The sequence below is a fragment of the Amycolatopsis heterodermiae genome (assembly GCF_034929455.1).
GTDB classification, from domain to species: Bacteria; Actinomycetota; Actinomycetes; order Mycobacteriales; family Pseudonocardiaceae; genus Amycolatopsis; species Amycolatopsis heterodermiae.
This window is the reverse complement of sequence record NZ_JAYFSI010000012.1, coordinates 32,553-58,529: the sequence shown is the minus strand read 5'-3', so window position 1 is coordinate 58,529 and position 25,977 is coordinate 32,553. Positions and strand designations below refer to the sequence as shown.

The 25,977-nt window shown below is 72.3% G+C and carries 27 protein-coding genes; 11 read left to right on the top strand and 16 right to left on the bottom strand.

The window, feature by feature from the left end; genetic code table 11:
* Positions 1–64: 64 nt before the first annotated feature.
* From VA596_RS37885 to VA596_RS37860, 6 genes are read left to right on the top strand one after another with little or no spacing between them, the layout of a single operon-like run.
* Positions 65–916: an STAS domain-containing protein gene (locus VA596_RS37885; RefSeq protein ID WP_323333802.1), complete on the top strand. Its 852-nt coding sequence runs from the start codon at positions 65–67 to the stop codon at positions 914–916.
* Complete coding sequence (locus VA596_RS37880; RefSeq protein ID WP_323333800.1) at positions 916–1,320, top strand: STAS domain-containing protein; 405 nt, start codon at positions 916–918, stop codon at positions 1,318–1,320. The genes VA596_RS37885 and VA596_RS37880 overlap by 1 nt, the downstream gene beginning before the upstream one ends.
* Positions 1,317–1,727 carry an ATP-binding protein gene (locus VA596_RS37875; RefSeq protein WP_323333799.1) on the top strand — a complete coding sequence of 137 codons (411 nt, stop codon included), beginning with the start codon at positions 1,317–1,319 and terminating at the stop codon, positions 1,725–1,727. Before VA596_RS37880 ends, VA596_RS37875 begins: the two co-directional genes overlap by 4 nt.
* Positions 1,724–2,755, top strand: coding sequence for an ATP-binding SpoIIE family protein phosphatase (locus tag VA596_RS37870; RefSeq protein WP_323333797.1), 1,032 nt, complete (start codon positions 1,724–1,726; stop codon positions 2,753–2,755). The genes VA596_RS37875 and VA596_RS37870 overlap by 4 nt, the downstream gene beginning before the upstream one ends.
* Positions 2,752–4,512: an ATP-binding protein gene (locus VA596_RS37865; protein WP_323333795.1), complete on the top strand. Its 1,761-nt coding sequence runs from the start codon at positions 2,752–2,754 to the stop codon at positions 4,510–4,512. Before VA596_RS37870 ends, VA596_RS37865 begins: the two co-directional genes overlap by 4 nt.
* On the top strand, positions 4,509–6,065 hold the full coding sequence (locus tag VA596_RS37860) for a fused response regulator/phosphatase (RefSeq protein WP_323333794.1): 1,557 nt from the start codon (positions 4,509–4,511) through the stop codon (positions 6,063–6,065). Before VA596_RS37865 ends, VA596_RS37860 begins: the two co-directional genes overlap by 4 nt.
* A 3-nt stretch (positions 6,066–6,068) precedes the next feature.
* On the opposite strand, the gene VA596_RS37855 is transcribed toward VA596_RS37860, so the two are convergent.
* Positions 6,069–7,019 (bottom strand): methanogen output domain 1-containing protein, encoded by a 951-nt coding sequence (locus VA596_RS37855; RefSeq protein ID WP_323333791.1) that lies wholly within the window; start codon positions 7,017–7,019, stop codon positions 6,069–6,071.
* A gap of 180 nt (positions 7,020–7,199) precedes the next feature.
* Between VA596_RS37855 and VA596_RS37850 the strand changes: the two genes are divergently transcribed.
* Positions 7,200–7,562 carry an STAS domain-containing protein gene (locus VA596_RS37850; protein ID WP_323333789.1) on the top strand — a complete coding sequence of 121 codons (363 nt, stop codon included), beginning with the start codon at positions 7,200–7,202 and terminating at the stop codon, positions 7,560–7,562.
* A gap of 43 nt (positions 7,563–7,605) precedes the next feature.
* Here VA596_RS37850 and VA596_RS37845 read toward each other — a convergent pair whose 3' ends face one another.
* Entirely contained in the window at positions 7,606–8,106 is a 501-nt protein-coding gene (locus VA596_RS37845; RefSeq protein WP_323333788.1) for a hypothetical protein, read from the bottom strand.
* A 127-nt stretch (positions 8,107–8,233) separates the two neighbouring features.
* Positions 8,234–8,818 carry a nitroreductase family protein gene (locus VA596_RS37840; protein ID WP_323333787.1) on the bottom strand — a complete coding sequence of 195 codons (585 nt, stop codon included), beginning with the start codon at positions 8,816–8,818 and terminating at the stop codon, positions 8,234–8,236.
* 85 nt (positions 8,819–8,903) lie between these two features.
* On the opposite strand from VA596_RS37840, the gene VA596_RS37835 reads away from it, so the two are divergent.
* Together VA596_RS37835 and VA596_RS37830 are read left to right on the top strand one after the other, a co-directional pair.
* Positions 8,904–9,389 (top strand): MarR family winged helix-turn-helix transcriptional regulator, encoded by a 486-nt coding sequence (locus tag VA596_RS37835; protein WP_323333785.1) that lies wholly within the window; start codon positions 8,904–8,906, stop codon positions 9,387–9,389.
* 117 nt (positions 9,390–9,506) lie between these two features.
* Positions 9,507–10,259 carry a HisA/HisF-related TIM barrel protein gene (locus VA596_RS37830; RefSeq protein WP_323333783.1) on the top strand — a complete coding sequence of 251 codons (753 nt, stop codon included), beginning with the start codon at positions 9,507–9,509 and terminating at the stop codon, positions 10,257–10,259.
* Positions 10,260–10,348: 89 nt separating this feature from the next.
* On the opposite strand, the gene VA596_RS37825 is transcribed toward VA596_RS37830, so the two are convergent.
* Positions 10,349–10,885 (bottom strand): GNAT family N-acetyltransferase, encoded by a 537-nt coding sequence (locus VA596_RS37825; protein ID WP_323333782.1) that lies wholly within the window; start codon positions 10,883–10,885, stop codon positions 10,349–10,351.
* 55 nt (positions 10,886–10,940) lie between these two features.
* Between VA596_RS37825 and VA596_RS37820 the strand changes: the two genes are divergently transcribed.
* Both VA596_RS37820 and VA596_RS37815 read left to right on the top strand, forming a co-directional pair.
* Positions 10,941–11,528 carry a TetR/AcrR family transcriptional regulator gene (locus VA596_RS37820; RefSeq protein ID WP_323333780.1) on the top strand — a complete coding sequence of 196 codons (588 nt, stop codon included), beginning with the start codon at positions 10,941–10,943 and terminating at the stop codon, positions 11,526–11,528.
* Positions 11,529–11,699: 171 nt separating this feature from the next.
* Positions 11,700–11,966: a hypothetical protein gene (locus tag VA596_RS37815; protein ID WP_323333778.1), complete on the top strand. Its 267-nt coding sequence runs from the start codon at positions 11,700–11,702 to the stop codon at positions 11,964–11,966.
* A 5-nt stretch (positions 11,967–11,971) separates the two neighbouring features.
* Here VA596_RS37815 and VA596_RS37810 read toward each other — a convergent pair whose 3' ends face one another.
* The 12 genes from VA596_RS37810 to VA596_RS37755 all read right to left on the bottom strand — a co-directional run bounded on the left by VA596_RS37810 (position 11,972) and on the right by VA596_RS37755 (position 25,967).
* Complete coding sequence (locus tag VA596_RS37810; RefSeq protein ID WP_323333777.1) at positions 11,972–12,574, bottom strand: anthranilate synthase component II; 603 nt, start codon at positions 12,572–12,574, stop codon at positions 11,972–11,974.
* Complete coding sequence (locus tag VA596_RS37805) at positions 12,571–13,917, bottom strand: anthranilate synthase component I family protein (protein ID WP_323333776.1); 1,347 nt, start codon at positions 13,915–13,917, stop codon at positions 12,571–12,573. The genes VA596_RS37810 and VA596_RS37805 overlap by 4 nt, the downstream gene beginning before the upstream one ends.
* Entirely contained in the window at positions 13,914–15,083 is a 1,170-nt protein-coding gene (locus tag VA596_RS37800) for a DUF362 domain-containing protein (protein WP_323333775.1), read from the bottom strand. Before VA596_RS37800 ends, VA596_RS37805 begins: the two co-directional genes overlap by 4 nt.
* Positions 15,076–15,750, bottom strand: a complete 675-nt coding sequence (locus VA596_RS37795) for a cyclase family protein (protein ID WP_323333774.1) — start codon at positions 15,748–15,750, stop codon at positions 15,076–15,078. Before VA596_RS37795 ends, VA596_RS37800 begins: the two co-directional genes overlap by 8 nt.
* Before the next feature lie 16 nt (positions 15,751–15,766).
* Positions 15,767–17,110: a hypothetical protein gene (locus VA596_RS37790; RefSeq protein ID WP_323333773.1), complete on the bottom strand. Its 1,344-nt coding sequence runs from the start codon at positions 17,108–17,110 to the stop codon at positions 15,767–15,769.
* A gap of 15 nt (positions 17,111–17,125) precedes the next feature.
* Positions 17,126–18,379 carry an MFS transporter gene (locus VA596_RS37785; RefSeq protein WP_323333772.1) on the bottom strand — a complete coding sequence of 418 codons (1,254 nt, stop codon included), beginning with the start codon at positions 18,377–18,379 and terminating at the stop codon, positions 17,126–17,128.
* On the bottom strand, positions 18,376–19,599 hold the full coding sequence (locus VA596_RS37780; protein ID WP_323333770.1) for an ATP-grasp domain-containing protein: 1,224 nt from the start codon (positions 19,597–19,599) through the stop codon (positions 18,376–18,378). The genes VA596_RS37785 and VA596_RS37780 overlap by 4 nt, the downstream gene beginning before the upstream one ends.
* Positions 19,600–19,684: 85 nt before the next feature.
* Positions 19,685–20,935: an ATP-grasp domain-containing protein gene (locus tag VA596_RS37775; protein WP_323333768.1), complete on the bottom strand. Its 1,251-nt coding sequence runs from the start codon at positions 20,933–20,935 to the stop codon at positions 19,685–19,687.
* Between the two features lie 10 nt (positions 20,936–20,945).
* Positions 20,946–21,548, bottom strand: coding sequence for a mycothiol-dependent nitroreductase Rv2466c family protein (locus tag VA596_RS37770; protein ID WP_323333766.1), 603 nt, complete (start codon positions 21,546–21,548; stop codon positions 20,946–20,948).
* Complete coding sequence (locus tag VA596_RS37765; protein ID WP_323333764.1) at positions 21,545–22,645, bottom strand: branched-chain amino acid aminotransferase; 1,101 nt, start codon at positions 22,643–22,645, stop codon at positions 21,545–21,547. Before VA596_RS37765 ends, VA596_RS37770 begins: the two co-directional genes overlap by 4 nt.
* Positions 22,642–24,003, bottom strand: coding sequence for a class-II fumarase/aspartase family protein (locus VA596_RS37760; RefSeq protein ID WP_323333762.1), 1,362 nt, complete (start codon positions 24,001–24,003; stop codon positions 22,642–22,644). Before VA596_RS37760 ends, VA596_RS37765 begins: the two co-directional genes overlap by 4 nt.
* Positions 24,000–25,967, bottom strand: coding sequence for an FAD/NAD(P)-binding protein (locus tag VA596_RS37755; RefSeq protein ID WP_323333760.1), 1,968 nt, complete (start codon positions 25,965–25,967; stop codon positions 24,000–24,002). The genes VA596_RS37760 and VA596_RS37755 overlap by 4 nt, the downstream gene beginning before the upstream one ends.
* Positions 25,968–25,977: the final 10 nt, after the last annotated feature.

Below are 25,977 nucleotides of genomic sequence, written 5' to 3'. Positions count from 1 at the left end.
ACGGAGGTACGCCGGGGCGACCGGCTAGTGTCTGCACCACACGAGGACGTCGCGAGGAGAAACTGTGGCAGGCGAAAGCGGGCAGCCCCAACGGCTGGCTGAGTTGCTCGGAACGGAGCGGGAACGGCTGGTCCGCCGCTGGACCGAGCTCGCCGGTTCGGCCCTGCGGGGCCGGCTGACCACCACCGAGCTCGAACGCGACCTCGGCGAGCTGTACACCGCGATCACGGCCGTGTTCTCCTTGGACGGCGACCTGTCCAAGCCCGAGTACACCGAGCTCAAGGCGCAGCTGGGCGACCTTTCGCGCACCCGCGCCCGGCAGGGTTTCAGCCCGTCCGAGACCGCCGCGGGCGTGTTCGCCCTGAAGCAGGCCGTCTCCGAGCTGACCGAGAAGGACGACAGCTCCTTCCGCGAGGTGCTGACCTTCTCGAACCTGCTCGACACGCTGGGGCTGTGGACGTTCGAGACGTACGCCTCCGCCCGCGAGGAGATCATCCGGGAGCAGTCCGAGCAGCTGCTCGAGCTGACCACGCCGGTGGTGAAGCTGTGGGAGGGCGTGCTGGCGGTGCCGCTGGTCGGCACCCTCGACTCCGCGCGCACCCAGGTCGTGATGGAGAAGCTGCTCGAGGCGCTGGTCGAGACCGGCTCGGAGCACGCGATCATCGACATCACCGGGGTGCTGGCCGTCGACACGCAGGTCGCGCAGCACCTGCTCAAGACGGTCGTGGCGGCGCGGCTGATGGGCGCCGAGTGCATCATCTCGGGCATCCGGCCGCAGATCGCGCAGACGATCGTCGCGCTCGGCATCGAGTTCGGCGACATCACCACGAAGGCCAAGCTGGCCGACGCCCTCCGGCACGCCCTGCAGCGCGAAGGCGTCGTGGTGACCCGCCGATCACGGGAACGGACCCTCTGATGGACCGTGTCCCCATCCTGAAGATCGGCGACATGCTGCTGGTCTCCATCCAGATCGACCTGCAGGACCAGAGTGTGCTGGCGCTGCAGGAGGATCTCGCGGACAAGATCAGCACGACCGGCGCGTCCGGCGTGGTCATCGACATCTCCGCGGTCGAGATCGTCGACTCGTTCATCGGCCGGATGTTCGCGACCATCGCGTCGCTGTCGAAGCTGTTCGACGCCGAGACGGTCGTGGTCGGCATGCGGCCCGCGGTGGCGATCACGCTGGTCGAGCTCGGCCTGACCCTGGGCGGCGTGCGCACCGCGCTCGACCTCGACCGCGGGATCAAGGTCCTGAACTCACTCACCGCCGCGCGGAACAAGGGGGCGTCGGACGCTGATTCCGTCCGGGTGACCGGATGACCGCCGCCGGCGGGCCGGAGGAGATCGTGATCCGGGCCGACCAGGACGTCGTCCGGGTCCGCCAGCTCGTCCGCACCTACGCGCTGCAGGTCAAGCTCTCCCTGGTGGACCAGACCAAGCTGGTCACCGCCACCAGCGAGCTCGCCCGCAACACCCTGATCTACGGCGGCGGCGGGACGGCCAGCGTCGAGGAGGTCACCGACGGCCGCCGCAAGGGCGTCCGGGCCCGCTTCCACGACGACGGACCCGGCATCCCGGACGTCACCGTGGCCCTGGCCGACGGCTGGAGCAGCGGCAAGGGCCTCGGCCTCGGGCTGGGCGGCGCCAAGCGCCTGGTGGACCAGTTCGACCTGGACACCGAGGTCGGGCGCGGCACGGACATCGCCGTCGTCAAGTGGGCCCGATGACCACCGCCGACTGCCTGCCGGTCACCGAGGACTTCGCCTGGATCCGGGTCGAGGACGACACGGCCCACGGCCGGGCCCGGCGCACCGCGGCCACGCTCGCCGCCCAGCTGGGCTTCGACGAGGTCCGGGTGGCCGAGGTCGGCCTCGCCGTCACCGAACTCGCGACGAACCTCGTGAAGCACGCCACCGAGGGCGTCCTGGTCGTCCGGTCCGTCCGGGCGGTCACGCAGGCCGCGGTCGAGGTCGTCGCGTTCGACCGCGGCCCCGGCATGACCGACGCCGTCGCGTCGGGCCGGGACGGCGAGTCCACCACCGGGACGCTCGGGGTCGGCATGGGTACCGTGCGCCGGCTCGCCGACACCACCTCGGTGCTGTCCGAACCCGGCCGCGGCACCGTCGTGACCGCGCGGTTCCACCCCGGGCGCGCGCCGCTCACGGAGATCCCCGACGCCGACACGGCCGGCATCACCCGCCCGATCGGGGGTGAGGACGTCTGCGGCGACACCTACGCTGTGCACGGCGGGCCCGGCCGGCTCCGGCTGATGATGTGCGACGGGTCGGGTCACGGCCCGCTGGCGGCCGCGGCTTCGCGGGCCGCCGCCGACATCTTCTGCGCACGCGCGACGGACCGGCCGGAGGCAGTGGTGAAGCAGATCCACGAAGGCCTGCGCCGGACCCGCGGCGGCGCGGTCGCCGTGGCGGACGTCGACGTCGCCGCCGGCTCGGTCCGGTTCGCCGGCCTGGGCAACATCGCCGGCTCCGTGGTCGCCGGCGGGCGCAAGCAGGGCATGATCTCGGCGCCCGGGGTCGCCGGGCACCAGGCCCGCACGATCCGCGCGTTCGACTACGAGCTGCCGCCCGGCGCGACGGTGGTCCTGCACTCCGACGGCCTCACCGAGCGGTGGAGCGTGGACGGCCGCGACCGCCTGTTCGCCGCCACTCCCCTCGCGATCGCGGCGGCGCTGCTGCGCGACGCCGGGGTCCGCAACGACGACGCCGGCGTGCTGGTCGGCAAACCACGCCCATGACCGCCCGGGCCCGCGACGAGCTCATCCGGCTGCCGGTCAGCGCGGAGACCGACGTGTTCACCGTCCGCCGGTGCGGCCGCGAGGTCGCCGCCGCGGTGGGCCTGGAGAGCCAGGACCAGATCCGGGTCGCCACCGTCCTCAGCGACCTCGGGCGCGATCTGGTGCACGCCGGGGTGAAGGCCACCGTGCGGTTCGTCCTGCAGGAGGCGCCGCCCGCGCTCGTCGTCGAGTTCACGTGGCACGGCGCCGCGGCCGAGACCGTGCTCCGGGTCGGCCGGGACACCGCGGACCGGCTGATGGACAACGTGCGCGTCAGCCGGGAGAACGACCAGAACGTCGTCTCCCTGCACAAACTGCGCTCTCCCGCGGCGCGCACCCCCACCGCCGCCGATCTGGCCCGGCTGCGCGAGGTCCTGGAACAGCGCGGGGTCAGCACGCCGATGGACGAGCTGCGGGCGCAGAACCAGGAACTGCTCGAAACGCTGGAAAGCCTCGAAGCGAAGAGCCAGGAACTGATGCGGGTCAACGAAGAGCTCGAAGAGACCAACCACGGTGTCGTCGCGCTCTACAAGGAACTCTCCGAAGAGCTGGAGGAGACCAACCGCGGCGTCGTCGCGCTCTACGCCGAGCTGAACGAAAAATCGAGCCAGCTCAAGGCGGCCAGCGAAGCCAAGACCCGGTTCTGGTCCAACATCAGCCACGAGCTGCGGGCGCCGATCAACTCCGTCATCGGCCTCGCGCGCCTGCTCACCGGCCCCGGCGCGGACCCGCTCACCGAGGACCAGCAGCGTCAGGTGGCGCTCGTCAACGACGCCGGCTCGACGCTGCTCTCGCTGGTCAACGAGCTGCTGGACACGGCGAAGGCCGAGTCCGGCCGGCTGGTCGCGCAACCGACCCAGGTCGACCTGACCGCGGTCTGCCTGCAGCTGCGGGGCGCGCTGCGCTCGACGGTGACGTCGCGCGAGGTCAAGCTGGTGATCGAGGCGCCCGTGCCGGCGCCGCCGCTGGTCACCGACGAGACGATGCTCGTCCGGATCCTGCGCAACCTGCTGTCCAACAGCCTCAAGTTCACCGAACGCGGCGAAGTCCGGCTGGCCATCGACACCGACGAGGACACCGTCCGGTTCACCGTCTCGGACACCGGCATCGGCATCCCGGACGAGCACCAGGAGCGGGTCTTCGAGGAGTTCCACCAGGTGCAGCACGACCTGCAGGTCGGCGTCGCGGGCACCGGGCTCGGCCTGCCCTACGCCCGCCGGCTGGCGGAGATCCTGGGCGGCGGCCTGACGCTGTCGAGCGAGCACGGCCGGGGCACCACCGTCGTGCTCCGGCTGCCGCGGCCCGACCCGCGCCGGGCCACCCCCGCCGGCGTCGACTCGCTGCTCATCGTGGACGACGACGCCGACTTCCGCGACCGGCTCGCGCGGCTGGTCCACGGCGTCTCCGCCAACGTCCGGCACGCCGCGGACGGGCGGGAGGCGATCGAGGTGCTCGACGAGCACCGGCCGGACCTGATCTTCCTCGACCTGTTCATGCCGGGGATGAACGGCAAGGAGGTGCTCCAGGTGCTGCGGGAGAAACCCGGGCTGCGCGACATCCCCGTCGTCGTGGTCACCTCCTCGGCGCCGGAGGGACTGGACCTCACGGGGACCGGGCTCGGCGCGGGCCTGCTGCTCAAGTCGCAGGTCACGCCGGAAACCCTCAAACTCGCCATCGGAGAAGCATTCGCGGTCGTGGCCAGGACGGTGCCCAGATGAGTTCCCCCGAAGACGACACCACGGCCGGGCGGGCCAGCATCCTGGTCGTCGACGACCTCGAAGCGAGCCGGTACCTCACCAGCAGCTGGTTGCGCCGCAACGGCTACCGCGTCACCGAGGCCCGGACCGGCCGGGAGGCCCTGGACGTCCTCGCCACCGACGAGCTCGACATGGTCCTGCTGGACGTCAACCTGCCGGACATGAGCGGGTTCGAGGTCTGCGAGCGGGTCAAGGGCGACCCGCGCACGGCCGCGATGCCGGTCATCCACATCTCCGCCACGGCCATCGAGGTCGAGGACCGCACCACCGGGCTCGACCGCGGCGCGGACGGTTACCTCGTCGAACCGGTCGACCCGGGTGAGCTGGTGGCGACCGTCGAGGCCGCCCTGCGGTACTACCGGGCCCGGAGCCACGCCGAACGGCTGGCGCTGCGGCTGGGCCGGCTGACCCGCGCCACCCTGGCGATGAACAGCGCCCGCACGTTCGACGACGTCCTCGTCGCGGCGGCGGCCGGGGCCGCGACGATCTTCGAAGGGCCGGCCTCGGTCGTCAGCGCGAGCCACCGTGGCCTGGTGCGCTCCGCGACCACCGACGACCCCGCCGAACCGCCGGCTGTCCGCGCGGACACCCTGCGCGCGCTGGAGCAGGTCACCAAGGAGGTCGGCGACGGTGCGACGGCGTCCGCCGTCTTCCCCACCCCGGACGGGCTTTCGACGGTGACCCTGGCCTACCCGAACCCGTCGCAGCTGCCCGTCGCGATCACGGTGGCGGCGCGGTCGATCCGGTCCGAGGACGACCGCAACCTGCTGCTGCAGCTGGGCCAGGCGACCGCGCTCGCGTGCGAGGCGATGCGGACGTTCTCCGAGGAGCACCAGCTCGCCCTGACCCTGCAGCGGAGCCTGCTGCCCCGGGAGCTGCCGGCCCGGCCCGAGCTGGAGATGGCCGCCCGGTACGCGCCCGCGAGCGACAACGCGGAGATCGGCGGCGACTTCTACGAGGTGTCCGACCTCGGGGGCCGGCTCCTGATCGCCGTCGGGGACGTCGTCGGGCACTCCATCGAGGCGGCCACGGTGATGGGCGAGGTCCGGCATGCGCTGCGGGCGTACGCGGTCGAAGGGCACGGCCCGGTGGAGATCCTGCACCGGCTGGACGCCATGCTGCGCCGCTACCACCCGCGCAGCCTGACCACGCTCTGCCTGGTCGTGATCGACCCGGCGTCGGGCGCGGTGGAGATCGCGAACGCCGGCCACATCCCGCCCCTGCTCGCCGACGCGACCGGCGCCCGCTACGTCGAGATCGCCGGCCCGCTGCTGGGCATCGGCCTGCCCCGCCCACCGGCCACGGAGCTGACCGTGGCGCCCGGCACGCTGGTGCTCCTGGTCACGGACGGCCTGATCGAGCGCCGCGGCATCGTGATCGACGACGGCATGGAGTCGCTGCGCACGGCGGTCGTCCACGACGCCGACCTGGAGACCCTGTGCGACCAGCTGCTGGAGCGCTTCGGCGAAGCCGCGGAGGACGACATCGCCCTGCTGGCCTTCCGGCGCCGCTGAGGTCTAGGGCGCCGCGCTGTAGCGGTGCGCGCGTTCCGCCTTGGCCGCCGCCGCACCCAGGTGGACGACGACCCGGCACTGCGGGTCGCCCATGGCGATGCGCTCCTCCAGCGTCACCGCCGACGAGCCCACGTTGCGGGCCGCGATGCCGCCGAACACCGAGGACGTCATGCGGCACAGGGACGGCGACTGGCGCACCGCGGCACCGAACGGGCAGTCGGAGTTCACGAAGACCAGCCGGTCCTCGGTGACCTCGACCACCTCGAACGTGCCGCCGATCGCCGCCTTCAGGCGGATCAGGCACTCCGCGATCTGGGCGGGCTCCAGCGGGGCCTCGTGCGCCGCGACGGCGTCGCGGTACTCCTGCTCCATCTGGCCGCCGATGTCGGCCGCGACCTGGGCGATCGCGCGCTGCGCCGCTTCCGGGCCCTGCTGCTGCTCGATGGCCGTCGACAGCTGGACGACCAGGGCGCGCAGGAAGCTCTCCCGGCCGAACCCGCCCTCGGGCCGGGCCTCGGACAGCGCGGGCAACGGGCTGACGCGACGCGCGGGCAGGTCGAGCGTCAGCTCGAGCGGGCGGACCACCGGCAGCACGGACCGGACGACCTTCCCGCCGGCGCGTTTCGCGGCCACCGCCAGCTCGGACGAGAACCGGGACACGATCCACAGGCCACGGCCGCGGGACTGCTCGGCCGAAGGCGCCTCCCGCGGCAGCGTGAACGCCGCCCCCATGTCGTGCACCTCGAGCACGGGCCGGGCCTCGGTCCACTGCAGCGACACCCAGATGTCGCCCTGCCCGTGGTCGTAGGCGTTCGCCAGCAGCTCCGCCACGATCAGCGCGGCGTCGTCGATCTCCTCGGCCTGGTCCACCGTGTGGCGGGTGAGGAAGGCGGTGATCTCGCGGCGCAGCAGGGATGCCGACGCCCGGTCCTGCCGGTCAAGGAACCAATCCACGCCAGGACCTCCTCCGTAGCCCTCCACACCGTACGCTCCCCGGACGCGTCTCCCCGGTGTTCCGGAGCACGGCCGCCGACGCCGTGGGCTGCTACCGTTTGCCCATGCGGCTGAACTCGGCCGTGGTCCAGTCATGCGTGGCCCGCCACCCGGCCCGCGCTGACCCGGAGGAGTCCCCTCGTGCTCGATGGCCCGCCCGCTCGCCTCAACTTCTCGATCGAACTCACGACCACCGGCACCGCCACGGTGCTCAAGGTGGCCGGCGAGATCGACGCGGCCGTGTCCGGCCGGTTGACCGAACAGCTGGCCACCGCCGTCGAGGCCGGGCGGCCCGTGGTCGCCGACCTGGCCGGCGTGACCTTCTGCGACTCCACCGGGCTGACCGCCCTGATCCACGCCCACCGCACCGCCGAGGCGGCCGGCACGAGGTTCGTGATCGCCACCGGGCAGCGCGCCGTGCTCCGCCCGCTGTCCCTGCTGGGGCTGACCCAGCTGCTGGAGATCCACCCGGACGTCGAAGCCGCCCAAGAGGCCGTCGCCTGAGTCGTGAAGACCGCGCCGCCGGCCCGGCGGCGCGGCCACGGCTTCAGCTGCGGATGGTCTTCGACGCGTTGATGTAGGCGTTCGACGGGGCCATGAACGACAGCACGACACCGACCACCGCGGCGAGGACGCTGACGTAGCCCGCCCAGGTGCTCTGGCCGACCAGGACCGACAGCAGCTGCAGCGCCGTGATCACGGTGAGCACGATGCGCGCCCAGTTGCGCCCGGCCCGGAGCTTGAACGCGAACAGCAGGTAGAGCAGCGCGATCACGACGGCGATCACCAGGGCCACGACGATGCCGATGGTGACGAGCTGGTCGATCTGCGCCTCGGTGAGGCTGCTGCCGCTCTGCTGGCTGCTGGTACGGGTGGCGTCGGCGAGGGCGTCCCTGTTGCCGAAGACCAGGATCCCGCCGAGCAGGCTGATCACGGTCGAGGCGATGAACGCCCAGAACGCGCCCTCGATCGTGCTCGGGCGGGCCTGCGCGGCGGCCCCGGAAGGGGATGGGTCGGACGAAGCCGGATAACTCGGGTATTCGCTCATGGGATCAACTTGGCACGGCCGTTCGGCGGTCGCTAGCTGAATACGTAAGGCCGACTCGACCGGCCCAACCGGACGCCGGAAACCGGCGATCGTGACCCGCGTCACCACGAATTCCACGGCCGCGAGGTCAGCCCCAGTGGCCGCGGTGCACGACGTCGGCCGATGGTTTCCGCCGGCGCTTGAACCGGTCCCGGTCGACCGGCACGGTCTCCGCCGGGTACCCGATGGCGATGGCCCCGATCGGCTCCTGGTCGTCCGGGACGCCGTACAGCGCGCGGAACGGCGCCACCTGCGGCGGCACGATCCCGAAGTACAGCGCGCCCAGTCCTTCGTCGACCGCGGTCTGCAGGATCAGCAGCGCCGCCATCCCGGTGTCGATGTGCCAGAACGGCACGGGCCACCGGGATTCGTCCCGATCGGTCCAGCCCTTGTCGGGCTCGGCGTAGCGATCCAGGTACACCCGCTTGCACGACAGCGGGACGATCACCAGCGGTGCGCTGCGCACCGATTCCTGGACGGCGTCGGAGCCCACGGTCCAGAACCGTTCCAGGGCTTCGCCTTCGAGCACCAGGAACGCCTGCCCCTGCGAGAACCCGGCCGACGGCCCGCGGGTGGCGTTGTCGAGGATGCGGTCCAGGCTCTCGGCGGGGACGGGATCGGGCCCGAACTCCCGCACCATGCGCCGCCGGCGCACGACGTCTTGGAACTCCATGATCGAAGACCCTAGCCGTCCCCGGCTGCGAACTCCCGGATCAGTGTCAATTACGGTTATCCGAATTGAAGGTATCTTGAGGGGCATGTCCAGGGAGATTCCGGCGACGGCGGGCCGCGGCGAGCGGGTGCCGTCCGGCGCCGATCTGGCGAACGCGCTGCTGCGGGCCACGCACACCTTGCGCCGGTTCGCCGGCCGGCCGTACCGGCAACGCGGCTGGTCGACGCCGCGCGTCCTGCTGATGCTGGCCGTCGAAGAAGCCGGCTCGCCCCGCATCGGCGAACTCAAGAAGCAGCTCGGCGTGACCGGTCGCTCGATCACCTCCCTGGTCGACGGCCTGGAGCAGGAGGGCGTGCTCACCAGGCACGACGACCCGGACGACCGGCGCTCGACCCGGCTGCGGATCACCGGGAAGGGCCACGAGCACCTGGCGGAGATCAAGGCGCTGCACGGCGCACACGCCGACCGCACGTTCGGCGTGCTGGGCGCCGCGGAGAAGATGCTGCTCCTCGAAATGCTCGAACGGCTGGAGCGGCACGTCCTCGAGCAGACCGAAAACCCTGACAATTGACACTTTAATAGTCGCCGAATCCCGGGCCGCCGTATTGGTATAGACCAGGATGCGGCATCCTCGCCTGTGGGCGCCGGCGGTCGCCGGCGTCGAGTCACCGAACTGACGAGGAGGATCGTGCGCGACACGAACAGTCCGGCCGACGCCCCCGCCGGACGACCCTGGCTGGTGGCCGGCGGGGTCTCCTTCACCTCCCGGCTGATCGTCGGGATCGAGCAGTACTCCGACCCCCGGCTCGTCGCCGACGTCCTGGCCGCCGGCGGCTGTGACGTCTTCATCACCACCTACGACCCCGCCGGGGACCGGGCCAGCCTGCTGCTCTCCGACCTCGACGAAGTGGTGGACCTGTCCCGGTTCGGCTGGATCGGGACGACCTCGTTCGCCTACTCGGCCGGGGAAGCCGTGGACACCGCGAAGCGGCTGCGGGACGCGTTCGGCATCGAGGTGATCAAGCTGGACGTCCGCACGCCGGACAACCTGCCCGACGGCGAGCCCACCGTGGCCGCGGCCCGCACCCTGGTCGCCGACGGGTTCGCCGTGCTGCCGTTCATCCGGCCCGACGTGGACCTGGCGACGCGGCTGGTCGACCTCGGCGCCGTGGCCCTGCGGGTGATGGCCTCCCCCGTGGCCAGCGCGCAAGGCGTCCTCGACACGGACGCCGTCCGCGCCGTGATCGACACGGCCGGCGTCCCGATCGTCGTCGAGGGCGGCCTTGGCACACCGGACCACGTCTCGGACGCGATGGCCCTCGGAGCGGACGCGGTCCTGGTGAACACGGCGATCGCCACGGCACCGGACAGCCCCGCCACGGCGGCGGCCATGCGGCGAGCGGTCGACGCCACCCGCCAACCCGAGGTGGCCGGTACGTAAGTCCACATCGGACACTGTCCCGACCGGCCGCTGTCCGTGAAGGCCACATCGAGGGACTCTGAGTCCCTCGATGTGGCCTTCACGGACGGTCAAGCGGTGCGGGCGGGCCAGTCGCGGGCCAGGATGGCCCAGATTTCCTTGTCGTAGCGCTTGCCTTCGTACGGCCAGTGCTCGCGCAGGACTCCTTCGCGGACCATGCCCAGCCGCTGGGCCACCGCGGAGCTGCGGGTGTTGTCCGCGCGGCAGCGCCACTCCGCGCGGTGCAGACCGCGGGTGGTGAACGCCCAGTCCAGCAGGGCCGCGCACGCCGGCGTGACCAGGCCGTGGCCCACCGCCGACGGTTCCAGCCAGCAGCCGACCTCGCACGTGCCCCGCGCCGCGTCGACGTCCACGAAGAGGACGCCGCCGACGAGCACGCCGTCCAGGCGGATCCCGAAGATCCGGCCGCCGTCCGCGGCCTGGCTGTCGGCGTAGCGGCGCAACGTCGCCCGGGCGCCCTCGAGGCCGTCGGCGACGAACGACGCCCCGACCCACGGGCGGATGTGCTCGCGCGCCCGGTCGAGATGAGCGGCGAACTCCTCGGCCTGCCACGGCTCCAGCGGCTCGAGCCGGGCGTTTTCCTTCAACGGCAGAGAGAACACGGTGACCCCCAATTCGCACAACGCTTGTTATGCTATCACCGTGCCCCGCACCAAGGGAGACCACGAGGCCCGCCGCCGTGACGTCTCCGAAGCCGTCTGGCGGGTCCTGACCGCGCACGGCTTCGGCGGGCTGACCCTGCGCGCGGTCGCCGCCGAGCTCGGGGCCACCACCGGCCTGCTCACCCACTACTTCCGCGGCAAGCAGGAACTGCTCACGCATGCACTGGACCTGCTCGACGAACGCACCGGCACCCGCGCGCGCCGCGCCGCCGGCCCGGGACTGGCCGGGGTACGGGCACTGCTGCTGGACGTGCTGCCGCTGAGCGAAGAAGCCGTCACCGGCAACCGGATCTGGGTGTCCTCCTGGGACACGGCCCTGGCCGATCCGGCGTTGAGCGCCGCGTACGCGCGCAAGTACGGGCGGAGCCGCGAACGGCTGAGCGACCTCGTCGCCGACGCGCAGCGGCGAAACGAGCTGCGGCCGGGTGATCCCGCCCGCATCGCCGAGGGCGCGTTGGCCTTCACGCTCGGGCTGGTCGTGCAGGCGCTGTTCGACCCCCGCGCCTTCCCGCCGAAACGGCAGGTCGAGCTGCTCGACGACCACCTGAACACCCTGGTGGAGCCGTAGTTCCGGGCGGGCGGGTGATCTCGTGTTAGCCTGTCGCCGTGCAGCGCCCGATGACGTCCTCGCGACTCGTAACCCGGCGCGCCGGCTGAACCAGGTCGCCGGCGCGCAGCGTCGTCGACCCCCGGGGCCTGGCCCGGATCCCGTCAGCTTCCCCAGCTCTGGAGATCCGTCATGGCCCCCACGTCCTTCGCCACCCGTTCCCCGCTGGTCCGCCGCCGGATCGCCACGTACTTCACCGGCGGTGCCGAGGGCATCCCCGCCCTGGTCGGCGCGCTGTCCGAGCAGGGCCGCGTGATCCACGAACTGTCGGTCGACGTCCGGGACGGCGTCCGCGAGAGCAACCTGGCCTGCGCGGTCCTGCTCCCCGGCGACGAGCTCGACGGCCTGCTCGACCGGCTGCGCGCCCTCCCGACGGTCGTCTCGGCCGAACCGGCCTGACGGGCTCAGGCGACGATCAGCCCCTGCTCCGAGTCCCGGCTCCGCAAGCCGCGCACGGCGTTCGCCACCATCGCCACCCCTTCCTCGGTGAACAACGACTCCGGGTGGAACTGGACACCCTCGATCGGCAGCGTGCGGTGGCGGACGCCCATGATCTCGCCCGTCCCGGACCAAGCCGTCACGACCAGCTCGGCGGGGATCGTGCTCGGCTCGAGGACCAGCGAGTGGTACCGCGCGACCGTCAGCGGGTTCGGCAGCCCTTCGAAGACCCCGTGACCGTCGTGGGCGAGCGGGGAACACTTGCCGTGCATGGGTTCCACGGCGTGGCGCACGTGCGCGCCGAACGCCGCGCCGATCGCCTGGTGGCCCAGGCAGACGCCCAGGATCGGGAAGCGGCCGGCCAGCGTCCGCACCAGCTCGACCGAGATGCCCGCGTCCGCCGGGTCGCCGGGGCCCGGAGAGATCAGCACCAGCTTCGGGTCGAGCGCGGCGACCTGCTCGACCGTCACCTCGTCGTTGCGGTGCACCACGCACTCCGCGCCGAGGTTTCCCAGGTACTGCACCAGGTTGTAGACGAACGAGTCGTAGTTGTCGATGACGCAGATCACGCGGCGTTCCCTTCCACCGATACCCCCAGGGCGCGGGCCCCGGAGCCGAGCTTCGCCAGGCACTCGGCGTGTTCCTCCGCCGGGTCCGAGTCGTGGACGATGCCGCCACCGGCCTGCAGCCGGATTTCCCCGTCGCAGAACACCATGCTCCGGATCGTCAGGTAGAGGTCCACATGGGACGGTCCGAACGAGCCGACCGCGCCCGAGTAGAGCCACCGCCGCGACGGCTCGAGGTCGTCGATGATCTCCATCGCGCGCACCTTCGGCGTGCCGGTCATGGTGCCCGCCGGGAACGTCGCCCGGATCAGCTCGTCGGTCCCGCGCTCGCCCTGCGGCCGGCCCCACACGTCCGACGTCAGGTGCATCACGTGCGAGTACCGCTCGACCTCCATCAGCCGCCCGACCGAGACGCTGCCCGGACGGCACACCCGCCCGAGGTCGTTGCGGGCGAGGTCGACGAGCATCCGGTGCTCGGCCAGCTCCTTGACCGACGACCGCAGCTCGTCCTCGGCGCGGCGGTCGGCGGCGCCGTCGTGTCCGCGCGGGCGGGTGCCGGCGAGCGGGCGGATCAGCGCCCGGCCGCCGGAAAGCGTCAGGCACGGCTCGGGGGACGCGCCGACGGCCTCGAACCGCGGCCCGGCGTACCAGAAGTGGTACGGCGACGGGTTGATCTCGGTGAGCCGGCGGTAGACGCGCAGACCGTCCACTGTGGCCGGTGCGGTCCAGGCGTTGGACAGCACCAGCTGGAAGACGTCGCCGTCGAGGATGTGGCGCTGGGCGCGGCGCACCGCGTCGACGTACTCGTCGTAGGCGAAGCCGAACCGCCCGGTGCCGACGGAGACGGCGCCCAGCCGCGCGGCACCGGCGGCGTTCAGCGTCCGGGCCGCGCGCACGGCGGCGGCGCGTGCGGCGGCGGGGGTGACACCCCGGCCGATCACCTGGCCGTCGGCGAAGCGGACCAGCACCTCGGGCAGGAAGAACTCGTACACCGGGCGGCCGGAATCCGGGTGCCGGGTGGGCAGCCGCTCGAAGTCGCGCACGGCGTCGTAGCCCAGGAAGCCGTACCAGGCCTGCTCGGCGTCGGCGGTGTCCGGCGGCAGGTCCAGCCCGGTCAGGAGGTTCACCGCGGCGGCCAGCGGGGTGTGGCCGTCACCACCGTGGTGCGAAAGGACGGCCAGCTCCCCCGCGGCCAGCACCGCCGACGTGCCACCGGCCCCGGCCGTGAGCATCACGCGCCCGGCGGACCGCAGCGCCGCCGCGGCCGCCACCGGGTCCACATCGGACGTCAACGCCACGACGTGCCGGTGCAGCCGGTCGCCCGGGGACAACGCGGACTCGATCATTTCACCCCGCCCACCAGGCTCGGCGGCACCCGGAACTGCGTCCGCTCGTGGGCGCCGACGGGTTTGCCCATGCCGTAGCGGAACGCGGCGAGCTGGATCGCCCGCGGCGGGCACCCTTCGACGAAGATGCCGAGGTCACGGCTCTCGTACAGGCAGTTGCCGACGAGCATGACGACTCCGCGCAGCGGCGGCATCTCCACCTGCGGGCCGGAGATGACCGTCATCTCCCCGTCCCACTCGCGCAGCTCGCCGGCCAGCGCCTTCATCGCCCCGGCGACGAACCGGCTGCACGCCGGGCACGCGTTTTCGGCGTACACGTGGATTCCCTCGCGGGGCACGACGATCTCGACCGGCGCCTTGACCATGTCGAACGCCACGTCCGCCAGCGGCGTCCCCAGCAGCTCGATGTGCGACAGGGAAAGCGGCCCCATGCCGCGCCCGTGCGCGTCCCGCAGGTAGGCGACGCTCTCCGGGTCGAACCCGGCCAGCGTGCCGACCGCGACGTCGAGTGCGACGGCGTTGCGGCTCGCGGCCAGGAAACCGACCTCCCGCGCCGTGCCGTCCATCGGGTAGTTGCCCTCGATCACCGTGGTCCCGTCGCAGACGACCAGGTCCTGCGGCCGCATCACGTTCAGGTCCACAGTGGACTCGTCGACCCCCGCCATGTGCACGATCCGGGTGGTGTAGCCGGGCAGCAGCCCGACCAGGTTCTTCATCGCGTTCGAATAGACGACGCTCGCGTGCGTCCGCAGCTGCGGCACCCCGATGAAGAAGTCGCAGTCGAGGATCAGCTCGGGCACCGCGATCGGCACCCGCAGCGACGTCGCGCCCTCGATCCCGGTGATGCGCAGCGGCAGGTCGTCGAAGCTGACGACGCGGGCGTACTTCGCGGCCTCGTGGTCGCGCAGGATCTCGTAGATCGCGTGCGTGCGCTCGGCGATCACCGGCTGCGCGCCGTGCTCGGCGACGACCTTGGCGATCGCCGCCAGCAGCGCCGGGCTCACGTGGAACCCGGGCGCCGTCTGGAACAGGTTCGGCTTGATCAGCACCTCGTCGCCGGCCCGCAGCCCGGCCAGCGGCGCGCCGAGCAGGTCGAGGAGGCGGTGCAGGCCGTCCGGGACGCCGGTTTCGCCGTCGACCGCCGTGAGGGCGACCGATTCAGTCATCGGTCTCCTCCAGCGCGATGACGCGGGCCGGCGCGGCCTCGGCGCCGGCGACCTTGGTCGGCAGCGCGAACAGCTGGACGACCTGCTTGGTCAGCTCGTGCATGTTGGTGACGTACTCCAGCAGCGGGATCCCGGCGGCGAGCAGGGCGTGGTGCACCGGCGACTCGGCGTCGCCCGGCCGTTCGGTGAGGCAGTCCAGGCCGAACAGGCTCGCGCCGTTCTCGATGGCCCACTCCGCCGCGGACGGCGTCAGGTACGGCGGGCGGTCCCAGTAGTCGGGCCGGCCCCAGTTGTGGCGCAGGTAGTCGGTGCGCACGAGCAGCCGGTCGCCGCGCTGCCACACCGGCCGCAGCGTCTTCTCCAGGTCGTCGCCGGTCACCTCGTCCAGCTCGCCCTTGTGCGAGAGGTCCGCGACGACCGCGCGGCCGATCAGCGTCTCCAGCGGCACCTCGTCGATGCCCTCGGCGCCGGGGAAGAAGTGCAGCCGGTACTCCATGTGCGTCCCGTTGTGCGGGAAGACGTGCAGGTAGGAGAAGGTGCGCTTGGTGCCGTACGGGTCGGTCTCGGGTGTCATCGACCGTTCGCTGGCGAACTTCGGGAACCAGTCGGCGGGGTAGGACGGCATTCCGTCGTAGAAGCCGTGGGTCAGGTCGACGAGTCGGGTCATCGCCGTGCTCCTTTGCTCAGCAGGTGAAGAGGCAGGTGTTGCGGACGTCGGGGTTGTTGATCATGGTGATGACCGTGGTCCCGCCGGGCGGGATCGCGCGCACCCCGCCGCCGGACAGGCCGGACGGGGTCATGAAGGCGGCCCACAGCGCGTACCACTCGGCGCTCTCGCCGGTCTGCGGGTCGATGACGGTCTCGAGGTTGGGCTGCACGATCTCCTGGACGAGCGAGCCGGTCCGCGAACCGGCGTCGAGGGTGTCCCGCCAGGTCGCGGCGTCGACCTCCTGGCCGATGACGACCCCCTTGCCGCCGTAGGAACCGGTCGGCTTGAACACGAGCTGGTCCTGGCGCCGCACGCACTCCTCGATGCGCCCGGCGTCCGGGCCGGCGCCGGGGCGGCCGAGCATGCGGCTCCACGGCAGCACCCGGTCGATCGCGGCCCGTTCCTCGGCCGTGAACACCGTGGTGTCGGCCGAGAACTCGGACAGCATCGCCAGCGTGCCCTTGTTGCTGTAGACGTTCGTCGGCGTCCAGACCACGACCGCGCCCTCTTCGTGCGCGCGGAAGACCGGCTCCAGCAGCTCGACGCCGTCGGGTGCTTCGAGCATCTCCTCCAGCCCGTAATAGCGGAGGATGACGTCGATCCCGGTGCCGTCCAGGTACGGCTTGCCGTCCCGGAACTCGAGGTCGCCGATCTCGCCGACCAGGCAGGTGACGTTCTGCTCGGCCAGCAGCTCCCCGATCGCGCGGCGCTGGTGCCCGTACGTCGTCATCCCGCCGGGGCCTTCGAGGATCGCGACGACGGGTTCGCCCGCCCCGATGGTCTTGCCCGCGTTGCGCAGGGCTTCGGCGAGGTCGGAGCCCATGTCGAGGAACCCGAGGCCGTGCTCGGCGGCGAACTCCGCGACGGCCGGGACCTTCAGGTACGCCTTGGGCAGCGTCCCCACCATGTCGAGACCGCCGAGCGCGCTGCCGATGTTGTACTCCAGCAGCTTGAACGCCTCGCCGTCGTAGTAGACGTCCGCGCGCCCGTACAGCGGCGGCGGCCCTTCGCCGAGCAGCCGGCACATCAGCCTGGTGTGGACGTCGTCGAGGCCGAGCGAGGTGCGGAACCGCTCGAAGTCGCCGTCGAACAGCCGCCGCGGCAGGCTGGTGACGAGGTCGAAGACGGTGACGAGGTCCCGGCCGAACGCCCGGTACTCCGCCTCGTCGACCACCACCGGCCGGGGCAGCAGCCGCGGCCAGGCCGCGCGCTTGGTGTCCGACACGTCGAGGTTCGCCAGCGCGTGGCGCAGCCCGCTTTCCGGCGCGGCGCAGTCCGCGAGGTAGGCCTCGGTGACCCGGTTCGCCTTTGCCGACATGGTTTTCTCCCTGGGTTAGACCGAGACGGAGGTGTCCGCGGCGGCACGCGCCGCGCGGCGGTTGAGGATCACCCGGTACTGCAGGATGATCACGACGCCGAAGACCAGGTAGATGCCGGCCATCCCCTGGGTGCTCACCACCGCGCCCAGGCTGATGAGCAGCGAGTTGACGACCTGGCCGAAGCGGATGTGGAGGTAGTACGCGGCCAGGTACCGCGGCCGTCCCTCCTCCGGGGCCAGCTCCGCCAGCAGCGCCTGCTGCACCGGCAGGTTCATCAGCTCGCCGACGGTCAGCACGACGCACGCGGCCAGCAGCAGCCAGGCGTCGTGGCTGACCACGAGCACCGCGAACCCGCCCGCGTACAGCGTGATGCCCGCGTACAACCGGACCCGGTCGGGCATCCGGCGCAGCATCGTGTTGACCACCAGCGCGAACACGACGACCAGCACCGTGTTCACCGCCTTGAGCACCCCGAGCATCTCGACGCCGGTGACGTCGCCGAACGGGAAGACCTCCTGCTCGGGGAAGTCGGTGGAGAGCCGGATCCCGATCGACGTGCTCAGCTGGCCTTCGAGCGTCAGGATCAGCGTGGCCGCGATGATCAGCCGCCGGAACGTCGAGTCGACCAGTACCACCTTGTAACCCTGGACGAACTGCGCGAGCCCGGTCAGTTTCGCCGACGGCGCCGGGGTTTCCGGCTTGGTCTCCGCCACCAGCGTCACGGTGACGAGCAGCGCGAAGGCCATGCCGATGGCGCCGCCCAGGATCACCGCGCCGAAGTGCGAGCTGTAGAGGAAGGCGCCGAGCAGCGCGCCGCTGCCGAGCGCGAGGTTGATCACCCAGTAGTTGACCGTGTAGACGTACTTGCGGTCGGCCGGCGGGGTGACGTCGATGATCGTCGCGTCGTTGGCGGGCAGCGCGAGGTTCGTGCCGAACTTGACCACGGCGTAACAGAAGTAGACGGCGAGCGCGCCCCAGTCGGCGTAGTAGGCCACGGCCATCAGGACGAGGAACACCGTGCCGACGAGGTCGCCGACGATGAGCACGGGCCGCCGTCCCCGCCGTTCCGACAGGTGCCCGCCGACGAGCATGCCGAACACCGCGAACACGGCGAAGACCAGGATCAAGGCGCCGGCTAGGGCGACCCCGACGTGGGCCGCGAGGTAGATGGCGATGAACGTCAGGATCATCGCGTCGATCAGCTTGTGCACGAAGGCCAGCCCGATCCGGAGCCGGACGTTGCGGTGCAGCGCGAAGAAGGTCCTCATCGGGCTTCGACCTCGACCTCGATCAGTTCGCGGACGCGGTCCGCGCGGGCCGTCGCCTGTTCGGCGTCTTCGGAAGCGGTGAGGATCACGTAGCCGTGACGGGTCTTGGAGCTGACCGTCTCCGGCAGGACGTCCCCGGCGGAGAACGGGAAGTTCAGCGTGTCGACGAAGTCCAGCTGCCGGGCTTCGTCCACACCGGACACCGAGCGGAGAACCCCGGCAGGAAAGGCGAAGTAGGCGATGTGCCCGACGCCGCCGTCCGGGATCGGCGGCGGCGTCCGCCCGGCCAGCGCGGCGAACATCGCGCGCTTGACGTCGTAACCGCGGCCGAGCCGGATGATGTCGGGGATCTTGTCACCGCCGAGGCGGGCCTGGGACTCGACGATCCGCGGGCCGGCTGCGGTCAGGATGACCTCGGTGTGCGCCGGGCCGCACTGGTACCCGGTGGCGTCGAGCAGTTCCACGGCCAGGTCGGCGACCTGCCTCGTCTCCGGAGTTTCCGGCTCGCCGAACAGGTGCCCCCGCTCGACGAAGTGCGGCAGCGGGCCGAGCAGCTTGCGCGTCACGCCGAGCACGTGGTGCTCACCGCGCACGGTCATCGTCTCGACGCTGAACTCCGGGCCGCGCAGGTACTCCTCGACGAGCAGCGGCCCGTCGTAGGCGAGGGCGGCCAGCTCCGCGCCCCAGGCGGGCAGGTCCGCCGGGTCGGTCAGCAGGAAGGTCCCGCGGCTGGCCGACAGCGCGGCCGGCTTGACGACCACCGGCAGCGTGAAGTCCGCCAGCAGCCCCTCGACGTCCTGCCAGCGTGAGGCCGTCGCGAACCGCACCGACGAGATCCCCTTGTCGCGCAACAGGGTGCGCATGGCCAGCTTGTCGTTGAGCAGCGCCACGGACGCCGGCGAGTTGACGGCCTTCCCGAGCTCGTCGGCGACGTCGTACGCGAGCTGCATGCTCTCCTCGCTGCCGACGTGCCAGACGTGGTCGGCACCGGTTTCCCCTACCGTTTCGCGAATCGCGTCGGCGTAGGCGGCGGAGTCGGTGAAGTCGACCAGCCGGAAGCCGTCGACGAGCTCTTCGACCTTCCGGAGGTAGGCAGGGGCCTGCGCGCCGAACAGCCGCCCGGCTTCGGCCGGGTCCCAGATCGCGAAGATGCGGAAGCCCTCCGCCTGGGCCTTTGCGATGTATGCCTGGTAGGGCATCACCATGACCAGGTTCGGCATATCGTCTCTCTCCCGTGGGCATGAAGGCTTCGGTGGGTCCAGGCTCGCCGACGCCGCCATCGGCGGAGCATCGGCCGCACATCCGTCAGTCCCGGTGGGTGCGCACCGTGATCTGCTGGGCGGCGGCCTCCGCGATCCGGCCGGCCAGGTAGGACGTCTCGGCCGTCGCCAGGACGTGGCCGACCCGGTCTTCGTTGACGTGCAAGTGGTTGACGTGCGAGCCCGGGGAGACGGAGACCACCGCTTCGGCCACGCCGGGCACGGCGGCCGCGATCTCCACCCCGGTCACGCCGTCCACGACTCCCGGGTGCGCCGTCAGGTAGCGGATCGCCGCGCCGCGGACCGGACGGACGTCGATGGAGCCGACGGACTCGCCGAGGTACTGGCGGAGCAGCAGCTCCATCGTTGACAAGCCGAAACTGCGGTCCATCAGCTCGGTGATCTGGTCGCCCGCCGGGCGCGGGTTGATCTCGATCAGCTTCGGGCCGCCGGCCGTGTACTTCAGCTCGACGTGCGCGATGCCGAGGTCGAAGCCCACCGCCGTGGTCGCGGCCACCGCCGCGGCCTCCAGCTCGGTCCGCACCCCCTCCGGCAGCGCCGACGGGAAGTTGTGCCCCAGCTCGATGAACCGGTTGCGGCCGCCCAGGAGCTTGTCGGTCACCCCGAGCACGCGGACCGCACCCGCCTCGGCCAGGACCTCGATGCTGACCTCGAACCCGACCAGGCACTCCTCGACGAGCACCTCCGCCGGCCGGGTCTGGCCGCGCCGGTTGGTCGCGACCGCCCGGATCGCGGTGTACGTCTCGACGACCTCGGCCACCGTCGTGCAGCGGACGACGTGGGCGCCGCTCGTCTCGTCGACGGCCTTCACCACGCACGGGAACCCGAGCTTCTCGGCGGCCTGCATGGCCTCCTCGGGCGTCGTCACGGCGTGGAACTCGGGCACGGGCACCCCGCGCTCGGCCCACCGCCGCCGTTGCTCGGCCTTGTTGCGGGCGATCCGGATCGCGGCCGGGTCGGGACCGGGCAGGCCCAGCTGGCGGGCCGCCTCGGCGGCCGGGACCACCTCGTACTCGGCGACCGAGAGCAGCGCGTCGAGCGGCTGCCGCGCGTCGACCTCCTTCACCGCCGCCAGCAGCGGTCCGACCTCGTGGGTCGGGCAGGACACGAACTCGTCGACGCAGCCCTCGAGCACCTCGGTGCCGCCCGGTGTCGCGTGGTAGCGGTCCAGCCCGCAGCTGAAGAAGGTGACGTGCAGGCCCAGCCGCCGCGCCGCGCGCAGCGCGTCGAACCCCGAGCCGGACCTGTTCGACTCCACGAACCCGATGCGTTTCATCGTCCGTTCCTCACTCGTAGTTCAGGCCGGGCGTACGGGCCCGCTTCAGCTCGAAGAAGTGCGGGTTGCGGGCCATCGCCACGGCGCCGTCGAAGAGGCTGACGGCGTCTTCGCCACGCGGGATCGCGTTGAGCACCGGGCCGAAGAACCCGACCCTGTCGATGTGGATGGCCGGGGTGCCGAGATCCGCGCCGACCGGCTCGAGGGCCTCGGCGTGGCTCTTGCGCAGGGCCTCGTCGTAGTCGGTGCTCTCCGCCGCGTCCGCGAGCGACGCCGGCAGCCCGACCTCGGCCAGCGCCTGCGCGACGACCTCGGGGAAGTCCTTGTTCTTCCCGTTGTGGATCCGGGTGCCGAGCGCGGTGTAGAGGTCGCGCAGCACCTCCTCGCCGTGGTCACGGGCGGCGGCGACGCAGACCCGGACCGGGCCCCACGCGCGGTCGCAGAACTCCCGGTACCAGGGCTCGATCTCGCGGTCCTCGTTGAGCACGCCCAGGCTCATCACCCGGAACCGCAGGCTGATTTCGCGGTGCTGCTCGACTTCGAGGATCCACCGCGAGGTGATCCAGGCGAACGGGCAGGCCGGGTCGAAGTAGAAGTCGACCTTCGGCTTCATCGGGGAGCCTCCTGGGCGTCGGTGCCGACCAGCCGCAGCCAGCCGAACTCGTCGGGGGTTTCGCCGTACTGGATGTCGAGCAGGGCCTTCAGCAGGCGCCGGGTGACGGGTCCCGCAGGCCCGGTCGGCCAGTCGCGGTCCGGGGTGACGACGTGCCCGACCGGCGCGATGGCCCGCGCGGTGCCGCAGGCGAACACCTCGGTGATCCGGCCGTCGCGGCAGCCGCGCTCCCAGTCGTCCAGCGCGACCGGCTCCTCGGCGACCTCGATGCCCAGGCGCCCGGCGAGGCGCAGGATCGAGTCGCGGGTGATGCCGGCCAGCAGCGTGCCGCTCAGCGGGGGCGTGACGAGCCGGTCGCCCTCGACGAAGAACAGGTTGGAGCCGCCCACTTCCTCGACGTACCGGCGTTCGCGCGCGTCCAGCCAGACGACCTGGTCGCAGCCGTGGGCCACGGCCTCCCGTTGCGCGACGTAGGAGCCGCCGTAGTTGCCGCCGCACTTGATCGTGCCGGTGCCGCCGTCCGCGGCGCGGACGTACTCCGGGGACGCCCAGAGCCGGATCGGCTTCGGTTCCGCGCCGGCCGCCGGGCGCGCCGGGCTGCCGATCACCGCGAAGAGGTACTCCTCGGCGGGCCGGTTGCTCAGGTGCGTCTCGGCGGCGAGCATGAACGGCCGCACGTAGAAGCTGTGGCCACGGGTGCGGGGCACCCAGGCGCCGTCGACCCGCAGCAGCGCCTCCACCGCGGCGACGAAGTCCGCTTCGGGCAGTTCGGGCATCGCCATCCGGCGGGCCGAACGGGCGAACCGGCGGGCGTGGTCCTCCGGGCGGAACAGCGCGCGCTGCCCGTCCGGACGCCAGAACGCCTTCAGGCCCTCGAAGACCGTCTGTCCATAGTGGAACGCCATGGTCGCCGGGTGCAGCGAGAACTCCGCGAGCGGCCGGCTCCGCGCGTCGTGCCAGCCGTGGGCGGCGTCCCAGCGCGCGGTGACCATGTGGTCGGAGTAGAGCGAGCCGAACCCGGGCATGCTCAGCAGCTCTTCGCGCTGCTCGGCCGGCATCGGCTCGACGCGGTCGGTGGTGAACTCCAGCGTGGTCATGCGGACTCCTTGAAGACTTCTTCGAAGCGGGCGACGGCCCGGTCGGCCAGCGGCCCGGACAGGCCGGTGTAGGCGGCCGGGTCCAGCAGCCCGGCCGGAACGTCCACTTCGGACCCGAGCACGGCGGCGAGGTCCGCCCCGGTGCGCTCGGCCTCGGCGGAAGCCGCCGCGAGCAGGCGTTTGGCGGCCGCCTTGCCGAGCGTCGGCGCCAGCACGGCGTTGACGCGTTCGGAGACGATCGCGCCGCGCGTGAGCCGCAGGTTCGCCGCCATCGCCTCGGGCGACACGTGCAGCACCCCGGCCAGCCGGGCGGCGTTGGCGGCGGCGCCGGCCGTGATGCGCAGGGCGTCCCGCAGCGGCTGCCACTCCGCGTGCCAGCCGCCGGACGACCGCTCGTCGGGCACCGCCATGGACTGGAACAGCACGACGGCGACCGGCGGCAGCTGCCGGGCCGCGGTCGCGACCAGGGTGGCGTACACCGGGTTGTGCTTCTGCGGCATCGCCGACGACGCCCCGCGGCCCGGCGCCCGCTCCTCGGTGACCTCGCCGATCTCGGTGCGCGACAGCACGAGGACGTCCTCGGCGAACTTGCCGAGCGCGCCCGTGGTGACCAGCAGCGCCGAGGCGACGTCGGCCAGCGGCGTGCGGATCCCGTGCCACGGCAGGGTCTGCGGGGCGAGCCCGAGCCGCGCGGCCACGAGGTCGGGCAGCCGCAAGGTGCCGTCGACGTCCCCGCCGGCGTACTCCTGGTACGCGGCGAGCGTGCCGGCCGCCCCGCCCAGGGACACCGGCAGGGCCGCGCGAGCCCGGCGCACGCGCTCGACGGCGTCGAGCACGAGGTGCAGCCAGGTCGCCGCCTTCAGCCCGAAGGTGACCGGCACCGCGTGCTGGGTCAGGGTGCGCCCGGCCATCGGCGTGTCCCGGTGCCGCCGCACCTGCCCGGCCAGGCTTTCCGCACAGGCCAGCAGGTCCCGCGTAACCCGGTCGAAGGCAGCCGCGCACAGCAGCATCAAGGCCGTGTCGAGGATGTCCTGGCTGGTGCTGCCGCGGTGGACGTACTCGGCGGCCGCCGGATCGACGGCCGCGGTGAGCTGCCCGAGCCGGCTGACAAACCCGACGACGGGGTTCGCCGTCTCGCGCACCCCTTCGGCCAGCGCCGCCGGATCGAGGTGCGCGGGATCGGCCGCGGCCCGGATGGCCTCGGCTGCGGACGCGGGGATCACGCCCAGCTCGGCCTGCGCCTCGGCGAGCGCGACCTCGGTGTCGAGCATCGCGGTCAGCAGGGCGTGGTCCCCGACCAGCTCCGCCGCCCCCGTCGCCGCCCACGCCGGGGCGAGGATGCCGTGGTCGGTGCTCATGCCGTCCTCCCGAAATCGGTGAGTTCCGCCCGGTCCGCCACCAGTTCCAGGCAGGACCGGGCGATCGCGTCGGCGTCGCCGAGGATCACCGAGTCGACGCCGGGGCGGATGCCCGCCGCCGTCACCCAGTGCACCGCCTCCGTCGGGACGCCGAACGCGAAGCGCCGCGGGTGGGGCCGGTCTTCGGCGTCCAGCACGTGGTACGGCCGCCGGGTGACGGCCAGGCCGCCGGTGACGTACTCGCCGCCGCCCGAGACCGGGATGTGGTACGGCCGGCACTCGCCGCGCCGGAGCAGCGCCCGCATCAACGGGTCCGTCGTCCGCCGCAGGTCCGTCTCCGGCAGGCGCGCCTCGATCAGCGTCGCAGCCGACGCGGTGACGTCCGGGCAGGCGGCCGAGCGCGCGACGAACCGGCCGCCGACCCCCTCGACCCGCAGGTCCGGGCCGAGCACCTCGAGCACCCCCGCGTCCAGCAGCGCGCCGAACTGCTCGACCCGTTCGGCGGGCGGCCCGATCGACAGGTACGCGTTCAGCGGCATGTACCAGCGCTGCAGGTCGTCGCGGTAGGACTCGCCGGAGAGCCCGCCGTGGTCGACGACCAGCCGGATCTCGTTGCGCAGGTCGCGCAGCACGTCCAGCGCCGCCTTGAGCGGGCCGGTCACGTTCCCCAGCTCCGCCTCCCGCAGCTCGCCGTCCACATAGGACCGGAGCCAGCGGCGGAACCGGGCGGTCGAGGTCAGGTCGGCCGCGGTGTAGGGCACCGCGACCTTCCGCCAGTCCCAGCTCTGCTCGGGGTCGAGCCCGAACTTCGTCAGCACGGTGCGCTGGGCGTCGCTCTCCCGGATGGCCAGGGGTTCGGCGGCCGGCGGTACCTCGGCGGGCTCGGCCGCGGCGAACGCGGTGACGAACTCGTCGACGTCGCAGACGCACCGGCGGTCCCGCACGAGCGTCGCGTAGAAGACCGTGCGGACCTCCTGGTCGATCAGCGGCCAGACGTCCCGGCGGAAGTCGGCGGGCCCGCCGTCGCGCAGCCGGGCGATCACCGCCGGGGTGAGGTACCGCGGCCGGTGCCGGCCGAACGGGCCCTTCTCGTTGCGCGCGCGGGCCTGGTACGGCACCCCGCGGCGCGACCCGGCGACCAGGTGCGGTTCCCGGCCGGACGGGACGTAGGTGAGCACGCCGTCCGGGCCCCGGGTGAACTCGCCGCCGCGGCCGAGGGTGAACAGCGCCAGGTGGTCGAAGAAGTTCAGGCCCATCCCGCGCAGCAGCACCGGTTCGCCCGCCGGCACGTCGGCCAGCGCCAGGTCGGCCGGGTTGTCCGGCGCGAGGTAGCGCAGGCCGTGACGGACGGCGAAGCGGCTCAGGTCCGCTTCGGCCGCGCCGAGTTCGTGCGACTGGTGCCCGAGGGCCAGCACGACGGCCCGCAGCCCGCCGAGCGTCTTCCCGTCGTCCAGCACGACCTCCTGCCGGCCGCCGCCGGTGTCGCGGACGTCGACCGCCCGCGCGGCGTGCGGCACGAACCGCACCGACGGCGGCGCGAGCCGCGCGATCCGCCGCCGCGTCCACCGCAGGTAGCTGCCGTAGAACGCGCGCGACGGGTAGTCGTCCGGCCCCAGCGCCTCGGCCTCGGCGCGGACGCCGTCCGGCACCTTCGGGCTGCCGAGCAGCGCGATCGACCGCGCCCACTCGTACAGGCTCGGCCCGCGGACCACCGGCCCCGCGCAGGCGACCGTCTCGTCGACGAACATGGTCACCTGACTGGCGACCGTGTTCATCAGCAGCAGGCGGTCCTGGCTGCTGCGCCACACCCGCCCGCCGTCGAACACCTCCGGGTCGACGAGGTGGACGACGAGCGCACCACCGCGAGGCACGAGCTCCCCCGCGTTGGCGCACAGCCGTTCCGCGACCGACAGGCCGCGCGGGCCGAGGCCCACGACGGCGATCTCCGACGTCTCACCGAACACAGTTCACTCC

Bases quoted from the DNA above. Each gene is read 5' to 3' on its own strand.
- VA596_RS37775 (WP_323333768.1), bottom strand. From the start codon at position 20,935: ATGAAACGCATCGGGTTCGTGGAGTCGAACAGGTCCGGCTCGGGGTTC.
- VA596_RS37760 (WP_323333762.1), bottom strand. From the start codon at position 24,003: ATGAGCACCGACCACGGCATCCTCGCCCCGGCGTGGGCGGCGACGGGG.
- VA596_RS37865 (WP_323333795.1), top strand. From the start codon at position 2,752: ATGACCGCCCGGGCCCGCGACGAGCTCATCCGGCTGCCGGTCAGCGCG.
- VA596_RS37845 (WP_323333788.1), bottom strand. From the start codon at position 8,106: ATGAGCGAATACCCGAGTTATCCGGCTTCGTCCGACCCATCCCCTTCC.
- VA596_RS37800 (WP_323333775.1), bottom strand. From the start codon at position 15,083: ATGACTGAATCGGTCGCCCTCACGGCGGTCGACGGCGAAACCGGCGTC.
- VA596_RS37780 (WP_323333770.1), bottom strand. From the start codon at position 19,599: ATGCCGAACCTGGTCATGGTGATGCCCTACCAGGCATACATCGCAAAG.
- VA596_RS37815 (WP_323333778.1), top strand. From the start codon at position 11,700: ATGGCCCCCACGTCCTTCGCCACCCGTTCCCCGCTGGTCCGCCGCCGG.
- VA596_RS37790 (WP_323333773.1), bottom strand. From the start codon at position 17,110: ATGTCGGCAAAGGCGAACCGGGTCACCGAGGCCTACCTCGCGGACTGC.
- VA596_RS37880 (WP_323333800.1), top strand. From the start codon at position 916: ATGGACCGTGTCCCCATCCTGAAGATCGGCGACATGCTGCTGGTCTCC.
- VA596_RS37875 (WP_323333799.1), top strand. From the start codon at position 1,317: ATGACCGCCGCCGGCGGGCCGGAGGAGATCGTGATCCGGGCCGACCAG.
- VA596_RS37870 (WP_323333797.1), top strand. From the start codon at position 1,724: ATGACCACCGCCGACTGCCTGCCGGTCACCGAGGACTTCGCCTGGATC.
- VA596_RS37770 (WP_323333766.1), bottom strand. From the start codon at position 21,548: ATGAAGCCGAAGGTCGACTTCTACTTCGACCCGGCCTGCCCGTTCGCC.
- VA596_RS37840 (WP_323333787.1), bottom strand. From the start codon at position 8,818: ATGGAGTTCCAAGACGTCGTGCGCCGGCGGCGCATGGTGCGGGAGTTC.
- VA596_RS37795 (WP_323333774.1), bottom strand. From the start codon at position 15,750: ATGACCCGACTCGTCGACCTGACCCACGGCTTCTACGACGGAATGCCG.
- VA596_RS37765 (WP_323333764.1), bottom strand. From the start codon at position 22,645: ATGACCACGCTGGAGTTCACCACCGACCGCGTCGAGCCGATGCCGGCC.
- VA596_RS37835 (WP_323333785.1), top strand. From the start codon at position 8,904: ATGTCCAGGGAGATTCCGGCGACGGCGGGCCGCGGCGAGCGGGTGCCG.
- VA596_RS37785 (WP_323333772.1), bottom strand. From the start codon at position 18,379: ATGAGGACCTTCTTCGCGCTGCACCGCAACGTCCGGCTCCGGATCGGG.
- VA596_RS37805 (WP_323333776.1), bottom strand. From the start codon at position 13,917: ATGATCGAGTCCGCGTTGTCCCCGGGCGACCGGCTGCACCGGCACGTC.
- VA596_RS37860 (WP_323333794.1), top strand. From the start codon at position 4,509: ATGAGTTCCCCCGAAGACGACACCACGGCCGGGCGGGCCAGCATCCTG.